Origin of the sequence: Rugosimonospora africana, assembly GCF_016862975.1 — a bacterium.
GTDB classification, from domain to species: domain Bacteria; phylum Actinomycetota; class Actinomycetes; order Mycobacteriales; family Micromonosporaceae; genus Rugosimonospora; species Rugosimonospora africana.
Genome location: NZ_BONZ01000074.1, coordinates 14499 through 29190, shown reverse-complemented (window position 1 = coordinate 29190; position 14692 = coordinate 14499). Strand labels below are relative to the sequence as shown.

The following is a 14692-nucleotide window of genomic DNA, read 5'->3' as shown; positions in this document are numbered from 1 at the left end:
CCGTCACGCCAGGATCGTCACCTCCAGCTCGCGCAACCGCTCGGGGTCGGCGACCGTGTAGATCCCAGTGATCCGGCCGTCCGCGATCGTGATGTTGAGCGCGATGCGCACCTGACCGGCCGCCACCGCCACGGCGCCCACCACCCCGTCGATGAGCGCCGGCACCGCGCCGCGGGCACGGCCGGACATGAAACCGGCCACCTCGGCCGAACCGCGCAGTTCAACGGCGCCGCCACCCAGTGCGGCGGCCGCGGCGTCGCCGCGCAGCACGACGTCCGGGTCGAGCAGGCTGAGCAGCGCGGCGAACTCGCCCGCCCGGGCGGCGGCGAGAAAGGCGTCCACGACGGCCCGCTGGCGCGACACGTCGGCGTCCGGCGCTCCGCCGGTCCGGACCCGGCGGCGGGCGCGGCTGGCGAGCTGCCGCGCGGCCGCGGGGCTGCGCCCGACAATCGGCGCTATCTCGTCGAAGGACACGGCGAACATGTCGTGCAGTACGAACGCGAGCCGCTCGACCGGGGTGAGGGTGTCGAGTACGACGAGGAGCGCGAGCCCGATCGAGTCGGCGAGCAGGGCCTCCTGCTCGGGATCGCCTTCGCCGGGTCCGGTGGCGGGCGCATCGACCCGCGGGACACCGGCGCCGGCTCGCGGCTCGGTCTCGCCGTCGTCGAGCGGTTCCTCCCGCCGGGCGGTACGCGAGCGCAGCATGTCCAGGCAGATCCGGCCGACGACGGTGGTCAGCCAGGCATCGAGATTGTCGACGCCACCGGCGTCGGTACGGTCCAGCCGCAGCCATGCCTCCTGAACGGCGTCGTCGGCTTCGGCGAGTGAGCCGAGCATCCGGTACGCCACCGCGCGCAGGCGTGGCCGGTTCCCCTCGAAGCGCTCGGCCAGCCGATCGTTGCCGCTCACCGTGGTCCCTCCGTCTCCCGTTTTCATCGCCTTCGTGGCCTACGCCACATTCGTCACATCCCCCGAACCGGGGCCGTCATACCGATGACGGACGCGAAGGCGCCGGTGTGACAGAAGCGCCGGACGACCCCACGATCAAGGAGATGATCATGCAGGAACCACGGCTGAAGAAGAGCCAGGCCACCCCGGAGATGATGTCGGCGATCAACGCCCTCTACAAGGAGGCGCACTCGGCTGGCGTGCCGGGGGCGACGCTGGAACTGGTCCACCTGCGGGCCAGCCAGATCAACGGGTGTGCCCCGTGCGTGGACTCGGGTGCGCGCAGCGCCAAGAAGAGTGGCATGAGCGACGAGCGGCTGTTCTCGGTGGCGGTCTGGAGGGAGACGCCGTACTTCACCGACGCCGAGCGGGCCGCCCTCGCCCTCGCCGAGGCCGCCACCCGGCTGGCCGACCGCCCGGACGCGGTACCGGACGAGATCTGGGACGCCGCGGCCAAGCACTTCAACGAGAAGGAACTCGGGGCGATCGTCCTCTGGATCGCGGTGACCAACTTCTTCAACCGCATCAATGTGACGACCCGCCAGCAGGCACCGCAGAACTGGGGCTGACGGAAGCGGATCCACCGGTATTCGCGGGCGGCGCGCGTCCTGCCGCCGCCCGCGAGCCCGCGGACCAGTCACGCGACAGATGCGGAAATCGCGTGGCCGGCTAGCGTCGATCGCACAGGCCCGCGCGGTTGCGACCGCGACGGCGGCGTGAGCCCCGGCAGCGCCAGCCCAGCGGCGCGAGCGAGACGCGGCACGGACGGCATGACGAGGGGATCCTCATGAAATTCGGTATCGACCTGCCCACCTGCCTGGCCGGCATGGCCTACCCGGTTCCGTTCGCCAGCGCCGAGGACGTCGTGCGGATCGCGCTCGAAGCCGAGCAACTCGGGTACTACGACGTGTCCGGGAACGACCACCTGAGCACGCAGCAATACGTACGCCAGGCGTGGTCCGCTCCCCCGGACTACTTCGAGCCCCTGGTCACCCTCGCGCACATCGCGGCCCGTACCTCCGTGGTGCGACTGGGTACCGGAATCCTCGTACTGCCCATGCGCGACCCGGTGCTGCTCGCCAAGCAGGTCGCCACGCTGGATCAGCTCAGTGGCGGCCGGGTCACCCTGGCCGTCGCGGTCGGCGGGTACCGCGACGAGTTCGAGGCGGTCGCGCCAGACCTGCGGGATGCGTCACGGGCCGCGCTGACCCGGGAGGGCATCGAGGCGCTGCGTGTCCTGTTCACCGATCGGAGCTCGACCTACCGCGGCCGGTACCGGCACTTCGAGGACGTGGAGTCGTACCCCAAGCCGGTACAGTCGCCGCTGCCCATCTACTCCGGTGGGAACGTCGAGGGCTCGATGCGCCGCGCCGGGCAGTTGTGCGAAGGCTGGCTTCCGGCGAAAATCGGACCCGGTGCCGTCGCCGCCGGCCGGGCGAAGGTGATGGAATACGCGCGGAAGGCCGGCCGCGACCCGTCCGCCGTCACGATCGCGCTGCAGTCCGTCGTCTGCCTGGCGGACACCGCCGAGCAGGCCCGCGAGCGCTTCGAGCGCTCCACGTTCGACCTGTTCCGCGGTTCGCTGGAGCAGACCATGCTCCAGGGCGTCGACGTCGACACGTACGTCGCCGACAACCTCATCGGTACCCCGGAAGAGGTCTGCGACAAGGTGGCGGCATTCGAGAAGGCGGGCCTCGACCATTTCTGCGCGACGCTGTTCGTGGCCGACACCGTGGAGGAGATGCTGGATCAGGTGCGGCTCTTCGCCAGGTATGTGATGCCCGCGTTCCCGGAGCCGACCCCCGTGCCCACCCCCATACCCACGCCCGCGCCGACCGCGGAGCCCACTTCGGCGGCCACCTCCCGGCATCCCCGGTGAGGAAGGTATGAATGGTCCATGGCGTGCTCGGCGAACCCTCTCACAGCCCGATGATTCGCATCCTGCTGGCCGAGGACATGGTGATCCTGCGGCGCGCGCTGAGCATGATCCTGCAGTTGGAGTCCGACATCACCGTCGTCGCCGAGGTCGGCTCGGGCGACGAGATCGTCGCCGCGGCGCAGCGGTCGAACCCGGACGTCGCGGTCATCGACGTCGACCTGCCGGGCATCGACGGCATCACCGCTGCCGCCGCACTCCATGAGAAGCTGCCCGACTGCGCGGTGCTGATCCTCACCGTGATGGCGAGGCCCGGCACGCTGCAGCGCGCCATGGCCGCCCACGTGTCCGGGTTCGTGCTCAAGGACAGCGCACCGAGCCAGCTCGCCGACGCCATCCGCGCGGTCTCGGCGGGCAAACGCGTCATCGACCCGGACCTCGCGGTCACCGCACTCAGCCGGGCCAACCCGCTCACCCCGCGCGAGACCGACGTGCTGCGCATCGCCGCCGAGGGCGCCACGGTGGCCGGGATCGCGGCCCGGCTGTCCCTGTCACCCGGCACCGTCGGCAACTACCTCACCAGCGCCACGATGAAGCTGAACGCACGCAGCCGGGTGGACGCCATCCGGATCGCGGAACAGAACGGCTGGCTCTGAGGTTCCGGCCATGAAAATTTCACGGGTACGGCAACGAGAAACCCATCCGGCACTCGTGGTGTGATCACTATGCCCGGCGGTGCTGTCCTGGCACCGTCGGGCATATGTTGCATGGACGCCTTCATGAACTGGCCGCGCTGGACCGGCTGACCGACTCGACCCGCGACGGCAGGGGCGACATCCTGGTCATTCACGGGGAGGCGGGCAGCGGCAAGTCCGCGTTGCTGGAGTACGCGCGGGGCCGGTGCGACGGGATCCGCGTGCTGCGCTACGTCGGCGTGGCGTCCGAGCGCGACATCCCCTTCGCCAGCCTGCAACTCCTGCTCGCCGACGTGGCCGGTGCGGTCGAACCCGGTGCGGTCAACGCTCGTGCGGTCGGGGCCGGTGCGGTCAAGGCCAGTGGAGTCAAGGCCGGTGCGGTCGAGGCCGGTGTAGTCGAGGCACTGCCGGCTCCGGAGGCGACCGCGCTGCACCGGGCACTGGTCGGCGGCGTACCGGTCGTCGGGCGGCAGCGCCTGCTCGTCGGCATGGCGGTGCTGTCGTTGCTGGGCCGGCTCGCAGAGTCCACGCCGCTGCTCTGCGTGCTCGACAACCTGGAGTGCCTCGACCGCGCGTCGGCCGATGCGCTCGGATTCGCCGCCCGCCGGCTCCGTGACCTCCCGGTGTCCATTCTCGCGGCCAGCCGGGTGGCGGTACCGCCGCGGCACGGCCCGTTCCCGACGATGCGACTCGGCGCTCTCGACAGCGGGGCCGCCCACGCCCTGCTCGACGAGCAGGTATCCGACCTGTCGGAGCGAGCCCGGACACTGGTGGTCGAGCGTGCGTGCGGCAACCCGTTGGCGCTCATCGAACTGGTGCGCGCGCTGACCCCTCGCGAACGGGCCGGCGAAGTGTCGCCGTTCGCGTTGCGGTGCCGGTCGCAGGTCGAGTTCATCGAGCCGGTACGGCAGCTGCCGCCGGGTACCCGCACCATGCTCGCACTGGCCGCGGCGGAGTGCACCGGCGTCCTGGACACCGTGCTGCGCGGGGGGCAGCTGCTCGGTCTCGGCCCCGAGGAACTCGGGCCGGCCGAGGACGCGGGGCTGATCCAGGTCGGCGACGGGTCGCTGACCTTCCCGCATCCGCTCATCCGGGCGGCCGCCTACACCGCCTGTACCCGAGACTCCCGCCTCGCCGTCCACCGGGCTCTGGCCACCGCGTCGGACACCCAGACGGACCCGGCCACACACGCCTGGCATCTCGCCCTCTCGGCGGCGGCGCCGGACGAGGCGATCGCGGCGGACCTGGAACGGGCGGCACCCGACTGCGGGGACGCCACGCTGGCGATGTACCAGTACGCCGCCCGGCTGAGCCGGGAGCCCCGGGCAGGCGCCCGGAGACTGATGAAGGCGTGCCGCACGGCGTCGGCCGCGGGACGGCTGAGCCTCGCGGCTGACCTGGCCGACCGGGCAGACCGAGCCGCGCCGCCCACCGGGGAGTCGACCGCCGGCGCCGGTGGGAGCCCGACCGGGGCGCGCGCCCAGGTGCGGGGCCCGGCACGGGCGGCCGGCCGGTACCTCATCGAGGGCGCGCGGCTGATCGCGGACGAGGACCCGCATCGCGCCTCGGCCATGCTCACCCAGGCGCTGCGCGGCGCCTGGCTCGCCGCGGACGCCGCGCTTGCCGCCCGGTGCGCCGATGCGCTGTCCGCGGCCGCGTCCAGAGCCGGGGCCGCGTCGAGGACCGGGTCCACAACCGGGGCCGCGTCGACGGCCGGGACACAGCCGGCGGCGGGTGCGGTCGCGCGGGCGGCCCACGCGCTGGTCGGCCTGCTGAACCAGGATCCCGCCGGGTACCCGTCGTTGCGCGCCGCGCTTCCCGACCTCGTCGCCCACTCCCCCGACCACCTGCTCACCGGGTGGGCGCAACTCGCCGTCCTGGACCCCGTGGCGGCCGGCTCCTCGGCCGGGTCGGCGATCGCCCGGCCCGAAACCGGGGCCGGCCCGGCCGGACTGCTGGAGGCGACCCGCATCTTCGTGCACGCCAAGCTGCTCGCCGGCCGGTACGAGGAGGCCGAGACGCACCTCGGCCACGCCGTCGGCCGGCACGGCGGCGGGCAGAACACGCGCCCGCTCGACACGCTCCGCGCGGTGCTCGCCGCTGTGCGCGGAGACGCCGCCGGCTGTGCCTGGTTGGCCGGCGGCGCCGCGGGCGCGGACGACGCGAGCGACTCGGTCGGCCGCTGGGCACTTGGTCTCGCCGGGCTCGGCCGGGCGGACCACGCCACCGCGCTGGAACCGCTCACCGAGGCCGACCATCCGGTGGTCGCCTGGTCCCGCCTGGCCGATCTCATCGAGGCGGCGCTGCGTTGCGGGCAGGCCGACCGCGCGGCCCGCCTGCTGGACCAGTTCACCGAGTGCGCGCGCCAGGTCGGCGCGCCGCGGATCGACGCCGCCCTGGCACGCTGCCGGGGCCTCGTACACCAGGACGGCGAGCGTCTCGCCGAGGCCGTCGACCTCGCCGAGCGCACCGGCCATCCCTTCGAGCACGCGCGCGGGCTGCTCGCGTACGGCCAGTGGCTGCGCCGGTCGCGCCAGCGGGCCCGGGCGAGGACCGTGCTGCGGCTGGCCGCCGAGGCGTTCGACGGTCTCGGCGCCCGGCCCTGGGCCGATCAGGTGCGCACGGAGCTGCGGGCCGCCGGCGACGTGCGGCAGGCCGCGTCCGGCCCGTTGACGCCACAGGAGCGGGAAGTCGTCCGGCTCGCCGCGCGGGGCGCCACCAACCGGCAGATCGCCGCCACGCTGTTCATCAGTCCCCGCACCGTCGGGTACCACCTGTACAAGGCGTACCCGAAGCTCGGCGTGGAGTCCCGGCGGCAGCTTCTCCGGCTCGACGTCGTCCGCGACGGCGTTACTGGCGATGGCATCCCTAACGGCGGCACCGCTAACGGCCCCACCACCAACGGCGGCACCACCAACGGCGGCATCCCCAACCGTGGCGTCGTCCGCTGACCGGACGCGGCTTGGTCGGCTCCTTCCGGTGGTACTACGATCGGGCGCCTGGGGGAGCGCTGATCGTGGATACCTTCGATGGACCGGCACCGGGGACAGAGACCGCACACTCGCACGCGGGAGCTGACTCGCGCGAGCAGAGGCAGGGCAGGAGCACGCGTCCCCGCCGGGTGGTTCGGCGACTGGCCCCGCATCCGCAGATCGCTCCCGCGTTCGCGGTCTGGATCGTCGCCGTGATCCTCGTCTTGTTCCCCACCATATCGGTCGCCAACATGCTCACCCGCCACCTGAGCGCGCCCGTGCTGGCCGCCAGCGTGGCCGCGGAAACCGTCCTCGCCGCCATCCAGCTGGCGGTGCTCTTCGCGAGTCACCGGTTCCAGACCCTGCGATCGGCCGTGTCCGCGCTGGTGGCCCAGGCGGTCCTGGTCTACGCTCCGTTCCTCTGGGCGCACCAGCACTGGGTCGGCACTCCGTACTACCTGTCGGCGTCGGCGTTGCTGCTGCTCCCCGCCCCGGCCGGCCGGATTGTCTTCGCCTGTGTGGTCGTGACCTTCACCGCGACCGAAACGCTCGTGCAGCACGACCTCTATCTCGGGTACTACTACTTCGTCAGCGTCCTCGGCTTCGGACTGGCCATCTTCGGCCTGAGCCGGCTCGCCGACATCGTCAAGGAACTGCACGACACCCGCGCCGAACTCGCCGACCTCGCGGTGTCCCGGGAGCGCCTGAGGTTCGCCCGCGACCTGCATGACCTGCTCAGCTACAGCCTGTCGGCGATCAGCCTGACCGGCGAACTCGCGTACCGGCTCATCGACTCCCAACCCGCGGCCGCCAAGCGCGAGCTGGACTCGGTGCTGACGCTGTCCCGGCAGGCGCTCACGGACGTGCGGGCGGTCGCCAACTCGTACCGGCACATGTCGCTCGCGACCGAGTCCGCCGGCGCCCAGGCGGTCCTGTCGGCAGCCGACATCCAGGTGAACGCCGACGTCGCGGTGCTCGACGGCATCGCCGCCCCGACCGACGCCGTTCTCGCCACCGTGCTGCGCGAGGCGGTGACGAACGTGCTGCGGCACAGCGACGCGTCGCGCTGCGAGATCCGCGGCTTCGTCGCGGGCGGCGAGTACCGGCTGATTGTCGCGAACAACGGCGTGCGCGCCACCGGGCAGAGCAAACCGCAGAACCAACCGGGGAGCCAATCGGGAAGCAAACCGGGGAGCGGGTCACAGCGCGGGTCACAGAGTGCGAGCGGGGCACAAGGGGCGGAGAGTGGGCCGAGGACCGGGCAGCCGGACCAGGGCGGCACCGGTCACGACAATCTCTCCGAACGCCTGGAGGTCCTGCACGGCCGGCTGGACACCCGGATCCGCGGCGACGGATGGTTCCAGCTGACCGCCCGCGTTCCGCTCGACGTCAGGAAGCCGAGCGCCGCCGCGTAGCACGGCAGCGGTAGCACGGCAGCGGCCGGGGACAGCTACCGCTGCGCCCACCGGCGCAGCGCCTGGTAGGCGTGCCAGGCCCGGGCCGTCCCGTACTCGGCGGTCAGCAGCAGGACGGCGCGCAGTTGGGGGGTACCGGCGCCGGCCGCGACCGCCAGGCCCAGGTGCAGTTCGAACGTCTCGTCCACAGTCTGGTTGTTGAGCACATCGGTCGCGACGCGGATCAGCGCCCGTTCACGCGGCGTCAGGCTGCCCTCTCCCCACTCGCACCCGTCGGGCCCATCGATCGCGCGGACCTCCGGGTACTCCCGGCGTAGCTGCCCGACCGCCCGTGCCGTGGTCAACTGGCCGACGTACGGGGCCAGGTACCGCACGGCGACCAGGCACTCGGCCGCCGTGACCCCGTGCCTGGTGGCCCCCTCGACGTGGGTGGCCAGAGCGAGGCCCGTGTTGCCGGCACACAGGTCGGTGGCGATGGAGACGAACGCCTTCTCCCGCATGGACAGGTCCGGCAGCGTCCAGGCGTACCGGCTGGCGGCGGCCGCGGCCGCCTCGAAGTGTGGGTCGAGCGTGTCGACGTGAGTCACGAGAGGTCTCCCTTGTTCTGCGAAGCGACGCGCCGGTTCAGCGGGAATTGGCCTGGGATCCGGGCCTGGGAAGGCCGAACAGCCGGCGGCGCAGAGCGTCGAGAACCGGCGTCGGCAGGTGCGCCGCGGCCGACAGCAGGTACGCGTGCTTGCCGACCAGGTACCGGGTACGCGGGCGGCGAACCGTCAGCGCCTTCGCGACCACCTGCGCGACGACGTCCGGTGGGCTGCCGCGCCGCTCCTGGGCGAGGGCCCGGCGGACCATCTCCGGGTACGTGAACCGGTACAGCGCCTGGGTACCGGGCGGAAACTCGTCGACAACCCGCTCCGCGTCGCGCTTCAGCTTGTCGATCGCGTCCGTGCGGATGCTCGCCGGTTCGACCAGGACGACCCGGATGCCCCACGGCGCCAACTCCTGCCGGAAAGCGTGTGCGAGCGAGGTGACGGTGGCTTTCGACGACGCCAGCGGCCCGGCGAACGGCATGGTGATGTGACTGCCGATCGAACCCACGATCACAATGCGTCCACAAGCGGTACGCAGCGAGTGCAGGAACGCCTGGGTGACGGCGAGCTGACCGATGACGTTGACCTCGAACTGGCGGCGGAACGCCTCGACCGGGACGAACTCCAGTGGGCCGGTGAGCCCGATGCCGGCGTTGTCCACCAGCGCCTCCAGTCCGAGCCCACCCACGTGTCCCTCGACCGTCTTCGCGGCGGCCGCGATCTGCTGCCTGTCCGTGACGTCCAGCGGCAGTGGCGTCAGCCGGTGGGCCGGCGCCTCGCGCTGGACGGATTCGCCGTCCCTGGCCCGGCGGACCCCGGCGTAGACGTGGTACCCCATCGCCGCCAGGCGCAGTACGGTGGCTCGCCCGATGCCCGAGGACGCCCCGGTGACAACAGCGTGCGGCTGAACGCATCTCATCGTTTCCCCTCCCCAGACCCGACGGTGTCGACGATGCCTCCGGCACATGGGATCGGGCATCTGTCGAGTGACTGGTTGACCAGGAGGACGCTTGTGGAAACGGGCCACCCCGTGGTCCCCTGCTCGGGAGTTCATGACGGGGGGAAACGATCGGTGACCACGACATTCGGGCAGTCCAGATCCGTGCGGACCAGGCGAGACCTCGGTGTCACCGCGCTGGTTGAGGGTTTCTTCGCCGCGGCCTGGTTCGGCTGGGGCCAGCAGGCGCAGGTCGCCGGGCTGGAGGTGTGGCTCGACATCGGCAGTGTGGTGGCATTGCTCGTGGCGGTCGGCGGCGCGGTCATCGGGCTGCGCAGCCCGGCGTCAACCGCCGTGCTGCACGACCGCAGCGCGGGCCGCCGCTATGGCATCACGGTCGGCATCGAGTTCGGTGTCGCGGGCGTCGGCGCCTGGGTCCTCGGCGCGGCCGGGCAGGCGGAGTTCATCCCGGTCTGGGTGTGCGCCATCGTCGGGTTGCACTTCTTCGCGCTCGCCCCGATCCTGCGCGACCGGACGCTCGTGCCGCTGGGCGTGCTGACCTGCGCGGTCGCGGTGGCCGCCCTGGTCGTCGGGCTGGCTACCGGGCTGGACGCGAGCACGGTCACCGGTGTGGGGACCGGCTGTTGCCTGCTGGCCTTCGGCGGCTACGCGCTGGCCCGTGCCGTGTCCAGTCGACCCGACCGGGCAACACCCTGACCGAGGCAACACTCTGACCCGCAGGACAAAGGATCATCTGCTGGTACCGTGGCGGACATGCGCGTGATCGTGGTCGGCACCGGTGTGGCCGGCGCGAGCTGTGCGTACGCGCTCGCCCGGCAGGGCGTCGAGGTCGTCACGGTCGAGTCCGGGCGGCCCGGGCAGGCGACCGCCGCCGGGGCCGGCATCCTCCAGCCGTGGAGCAGCGCCGCCGTGCCCGGCACGCCCTGGTACGAGTTGTACCTGGCCGGCGCCGCCTACTACCCGACGCTGATCGATCGGTTGACGCGCGACGGGGTGCAGGACATCGGGTATGCCCGGACCGGATCGCTGGTGGTTTCCGCCGACCGCGACCAACTCGACGACGTCGAGGCCAGGGTCGCCGCGCACGGGCCGGAGCGGCCCGAGGTCGGCGAGGTCCACCGGCTCGACCCGGTGCGGGCACGCGCGCTGTTCCCACCGCTGGCCGAGCACCTGTCGGCGGTGCACATCACCGGCGGCGCACGGGTCGACGGCCGGCGGTTGCGGGCCGGGCTGCTCGACGGGGCACGGCGGCACGGCGCGCTCGCCCGGCAGGGCGACGCCGAACTGGTCGTCGAGGGCGGCGCGGTCACCGGCGTGCGCGTCACCGGCGAGCATGCCGGTGGCGAATCTGGCAGCGACGAACCTGGCAGCGACGCCCACGTCGGCGGGGAACATGGCAGCGGCGAGACCATCGCGGCCGACATCGTGGTCGCGGCGGCGGGCGCGTGGACCAACGCGGTGCTGGCGCCGCTGGGCCTGCGGGTACCGGTGGAGCCGCAGCGCGGCCAGATCGTCCACCTGCGGCTACCGGGCGTGGACACCGGAAACTGGCCCACCGTCCTGCCGATGGGCCCGCACTATCTCGTCTGCTTCGACGACCGGGTGGTGGTCGGTGCGACCCGGGAGACGGGCAGCGGCTTCGACGTCCAGGTCACCGCGGCGGGGCTGCACGAGGTGCTGACCGCCGCCCTGTCGGTGGCACCCGGCCTGTCCACCGCGAGCCACCTGGAGACCCGCGTCGGCCTGCGGCCGCTGACGCCGGACCAGTCGCCGCACGTCGGCTTCGTGCCGGGCGTACCGGGGCTGGCGATGCTGACCGGTTTCGGGGCCGCCGGCCTGACGATGGGGCCGAACGCGGGCGAGATCGTCGCCGACCTGATCCGCGACCGGACGCCGTCGCTGGACGTGTCGGCGCTCGCACCGACGACCACGCCGGTCGACTGACCCGGTCCCCCACCCCACCCGTCCCGGCTTCGTGACGGAGCTGGTCCCGTGACGGAGTCGGGCACGCTTCCTCCCTCACCGACGCTCAGTCATAGACACGACTGAAACTCCCGGCAACCCCGCACCCCGATCGGACGTGAAGTATCCGAACGGGCCGGGAAAGCAGGCCCCGCAACGGGGAGGGCGGCAAATGTGACCGCGTTACGGGAGAAGTCCAGCAACGGCGCGGAGAATCCGGCTTCGTCGCCCGGCTCGGGCGAGCGGCTCGCCGGCTTCGAGGAGCTGTACGCCGCCCAGTTTCACAACCTGACGCTGCAGCTCAACGCGTACGTCGGCAGCCTGTCCGAGGCCCAGGACCTGGTGCAGGAGGCATTCTGCCGGGCGATTCCCCGGTGGCAGAAGCTGTCCGCCTATGACGATCCGGCCGGCTGGGTCCGCCGGGTCGCGTGGAACCTCGCGATCAGTGGCTGGCGCCGCCACCGGACCGTGATGGCGTTCCTGGGCCGGCAACGCGAGCAGCACGTGGAGGGGCCGAGCCCGGACCGGGTGGCGCTCATGCGGGCGCTCGCCACCCTGCCCGACCGGCAGCGCCGGATCTTCGTCCTGTACTACATCGCCGGCGACAGCGTGCTGGAGATCGCGGAGCGGGAGGGAGTCCCGGAGGGAACCGTCAAATCATGGCTGCACAGGGCCCGGTCCGCCGTGGCCGCTCAGCTCACCGATGACCGAAGGGAGACCGGCGATGTCTGACTTCGACCTCGACTTCGAGGACCGAGTGATTGCCGGCGCCGTCGACGACTATCAGGAAGGCACCATGCGATTCATCAAGCCCCAGGGCACGGTCGCGGCAATCGCCACGGCCCGCCGCCGTCGCAAAGTTCGCGTCGCCTCGATCGTGGCCGGCGTGGCCGTCGTGGTGGTCACCGCTGGTACCGCCTACGCCGCGCGAGGCCCGGCGGAACACGTCCCACCTCCGGTGATCGGCAACCAGAACAGCCCGAGCCCGGCCGGCAGCCCGAGCGCCAGCTCGTCGCCGTCGACCGCCCCGACCGATACCGGTACCCCCAGCGCCGGCAGCAGCGGCGCCGGTACCGGTGCCAGCGGCCCTCACGATCCGGACGACCTCAGCGACGCCACGCTCAACCTGCCGGCGGTGTACGGAGACTCGTGCCCGCACGGCGCGACCAGGTTCACCAACGGTTCGGCGAACCAGTACACCAAGATTGACAAGGTGCTGAGCGCCGACGTCGACCGGGACGGTTCCTGGGACGATGTCGCGATGATCAGCTGCCGGCCCGGCGAGGGCGCGATGCGGCAGGTCGTGGCGTACCACCGGAAGGCCAACGGGACGTTCACGACGATCGGTCTGGTCGCCAAGCTGGAACTCGGGCCCAACTCGACCGAGAAGATCAACAACATCGACGACGTCAAGGTGTCCGGCTCGGCGGTCATGGTGCACGTCGGCGACTATGCGTCCACGTCCACCGACGGCGGCCAGGCATCCGGCGTGTGGCAGTGGCGCACGTACGGCTGGAAAGGCGGCGCGTTCGCCCAGACCGGCGGCTCGACCTCGTTCGTCGCCGACACCTCGAACGTCAGGTTGACCACGGTCGTGTCCAACCTGACGTTCGACCCACCGGTGAACGGCAAGCGGACCGGCCGGCTCACCATCACCGTCCGCAACACCGGCTCCCGGTCTGTGAAACAGCTGGAACTGCGGGTGGTGACGTCCAACGGGGACATCGGGCGCTCGACGGCCTGCCCGGAGGGTCAGAACTCCACGCCGATCTGCCAGCTCGGCCCGCTCGCGGCGGGGGCGTCGAAGACGGTCACCCTGACCACGACCTGGGACCAGAGCCAGACCGAGTACCCGGTTCAGACCAGCGGCAGCAACGGCGACATCACCGATCTCGACGCACAGCTGCGCATCGGTGACCAGAAGTACAGCGACACCATGCCGAGGTTGAAGGTGATTTTCAACTGACCGCACGGATCCGGAGGCGCTCCAGGTGGCTCATCGTCGCCTGGTGCGCCTCCCATCCGTCCGGGAACTTCACCGGTACGTTCAGGTGCACCGGCTCCGTCGAGGGGTGCGCGTCCAGAAGCTCCGGGATGCCGGCCCGGGCCACCACCAGACACGCGTGCCTGTGCCGCGAGGCCAGCACACACAACCGCCCGGACTCCAGGTGAAACGCGCTGGCGTCCCGCCGGCCCGACAGCGGGTGCAGCACCACGGTGACGTCGTACTCCCGGCCCTGCAACCGGTTCGCCGTGTCCACGGTGATGCCGTCGCCGGCCGTCCCGAGAACGGAACGGATCGCGGCGACCTGGTCGCGGTGCGCCGCCCCGATCGCGATCCGGTCGGCGGTGACCGGCACCCCGGCCGGGTCGCGTTCGGAGTAGGCGACCGTCCCGCGTTCCAGCACGCGCAGCGCCAGCTCGGCACAGGCCGCCGCGGCCTGCCCGTCGGTGCGTACCGCGTGCCGGGCCGGCAACTCGTACAGCGCCCAGCCCCGATCCGCGGCGAGGTCCACGGTCGCGTCCAGCGGGCCGGCCGACGCCGTTCCCGACGCCCGCGCGGTGAACTCCAGATGCCGTTGTCCGGCAACGGTTCCCGCCTCGAACCCGGCGAACGGATAGAACGCCCGGGCGACCACCGGCGCGGCGGTCGGCGGCAGCCGCCAGGAGACCGGCAGGCGGTGCACCGGCATCGTCGGGTGGTGACTCAGCAGGACGGCCACCGCGCTCTGCATCGGATCCCAGGTCAGTCCCGTCCAGCGGTCGATGTCCACAGTGGAGAACGGGTCGAGCTGGCCGGGGTCGCCGACGAACAGCGCCCGGTCGAACAGGTTCGCGATGCGCAGGAGCATGTCGGAGCGCATCTGGTACGCCTCGTCGACGATCGCCCACGGCCAGACCCGGTCGCCGACGGTGGCCCACTTGGCGGCGGTACCGATGACGATCCCGCAGCCGGGCAGCTCGGCGAGTTTCCGGCCGACCCGGACGGCCGGGCGGTCCCGGATCCGGGCCGGTGCCTGGTAGTCCTGGGCGGCCAACCGGCCGATGGTCGCGTCCGGTACCGCGTCGGCAAGCCGTACCACCAGGTCGTCGACCTGTTCGTTGGTCTGCGCCACGACGATGAGCGGATCGCCCCCGGCCGCGAGTTCGGCGGCGGCGCGTACCACGAGCGTGGACTTGCCGGCCCCGGGCGGCGAGTCGACCACCACGCCACGGTGCAGCCCGGACCGCAGGTCGGCGAGTACGGCGGGCAGGACGTCAGTGCTCACGACAAAC

Annotated in this window: 13 protein-coding genes; 9 read left to right on the top strand and 4 right to left on the bottom strand. The window is 72.0% G+C overall.

Annotated features, from left to right (window positions below; translation table 11 throughout):
• Window positions 1-3: 3 nt before the first annotated feature.
• Window positions 4-909, bottom strand: coding sequence for a sigma-70 family RNA polymerase sigma factor (locus Raf01_RS35025; RefSeq protein ID WP_239134213.1), 906 nt, complete (start codon window positions 907-909; stop codon window positions 4-6).
• Window positions 910-1058: 149 nt separating this feature from the next.
• Between Raf01_RS35025 and Raf01_RS35020 the strand changes: the two genes are divergently transcribed.
• From Raf01_RS35020 to Raf01_RS35000, 5 genes are all read left to right on the top strand, one after another.
• Window positions 1059-1517, top strand: coding sequence for a carboxymuconolactone decarboxylase family protein (locus Raf01_RS35020; RefSeq protein ID WP_203922389.1), 459 nt, complete (start codon window positions 1059-1061; stop codon window positions 1515-1517).
• 218 nt (window positions 1518-1735) lie between these two features.
• Window positions 1736-2827, top strand: a complete 1092-nt coding sequence (locus Raf01_RS35015) for an LLM class flavin-dependent oxidoreductase (protein WP_203922388.1) — start codon at window positions 1736-1738, stop codon at window positions 2825-2827.
• 50 nt (window positions 2828-2877) lie between these two features.
• Window positions 2878-3480, top strand: a complete 603-nt coding sequence (locus Raf01_RS35010) for a response regulator transcription factor (RefSeq protein WP_203922387.1) — start codon at window positions 2878-2880, stop codon at window positions 3478-3480.
• Between the two features lie 104 nt (window positions 3481-3584).
• On the top strand, window positions 3585-6470 hold the full coding sequence (locus Raf01_RS35005) for a helix-turn-helix transcriptional regulator (RefSeq protein WP_203922386.1): 2886 nt from the start codon (window positions 3585-3587) through the stop codon (window positions 6468-6470).
• A gap of 170 nt (window positions 6471-6640) precedes the next feature.
• Window positions 6641-7906 carry a sensor histidine kinase gene (locus tag Raf01_RS35000; protein ID WP_203922385.1) on the top strand — a complete coding sequence of 422 codons (1266 nt, stop codon included), beginning with the start codon at window positions 6641-6643 and terminating at the stop codon, window positions 7904-7906.
• A 35-nt stretch (window positions 7907-7941) separates the two neighbouring features.
• On the opposite strand, the gene Raf01_RS34995 is transcribed toward Raf01_RS35000, so the two are convergent.
• Together Raf01_RS34995 and Raf01_RS34990 are read right to left on the bottom strand one after the other, a co-directional pair.
• A complete protein-coding gene (locus tag Raf01_RS34995) occupies window positions 7942-8493 on the bottom strand; it encodes a carboxymuconolactone decarboxylase family protein (protein ID WP_203922384.1) in 552 nt (183 codons plus the stop codon).
• A gap of 37 nt (window positions 8494-8530) precedes the next feature.
• Window positions 8531-9415 carry an SDR family oxidoreductase gene (locus tag Raf01_RS34990; RefSeq protein WP_203922383.1) on the bottom strand — a complete coding sequence of 295 codons (885 nt, stop codon included), beginning with the start codon at window positions 9413-9415 and terminating at the stop codon, window positions 8531-8533.
• Window positions 9416-9568: 153 nt separating this feature from the next.
• On the opposite strand from Raf01_RS34990, the gene Raf01_RS34985 reads away from it, so the two are divergent.
• From Raf01_RS34985 to Raf01_RS34970, 4 genes are all read left to right on the top strand, one after another.
• Window positions 9569-10150 carry a hypothetical protein gene (locus tag Raf01_RS34985; RefSeq protein WP_203922382.1) on the top strand — a complete coding sequence of 194 codons (582 nt, stop codon included), beginning with the start codon at window positions 9569-9571 and terminating at the stop codon, window positions 10148-10150.
• 57 nt (window positions 10151-10207) lie between these two features.
• Window positions 10208-11398 (top strand): NAD(P)/FAD-dependent oxidoreductase, encoded by a 1191-nt coding sequence (locus Raf01_RS34980; RefSeq protein WP_203922381.1) that lies wholly within the window; start codon window positions 10208-10210, stop codon window positions 11396-11398.
• A 192-nt stretch (window positions 11399-11590) separates the two neighbouring features.
• The gene (locus Raf01_RS34975; RefSeq protein ID WP_203922380.1) at window positions 11591-12148 is read left to right on the top strand and encodes an RNA polymerase sigma factor; all 558 of its coding nucleotides are present in this window, start codon (window positions 11591-11593) and stop codon (window positions 12146-12148) included.
• Window positions 12141-13382, top strand: a complete 1242-nt coding sequence (locus tag Raf01_RS34970) for a DUF11 domain-containing protein (protein ID WP_203922379.1) — start codon at window positions 12141-12143, stop codon at window positions 13380-13382. Before Raf01_RS34975 ends, Raf01_RS34970 begins: the two co-directional genes overlap by 8 nt.
• Here Raf01_RS34970 and Raf01_RS34965 read toward each other — a convergent pair.
• Window positions 13375-14685 carry an AAA family ATPase gene (locus tag Raf01_RS34965; RefSeq protein ID WP_203922378.1) on the bottom strand — a complete coding sequence of 437 codons (1311 nt, stop codon included), beginning with the start codon at window positions 14683-14685 and terminating at the stop codon, window positions 13375-13377. The genes Raf01_RS34970 and Raf01_RS34965 overlap by 8 nt on opposite strands.
• Window positions 14686-14692: the final 7 nt, after the last annotated feature.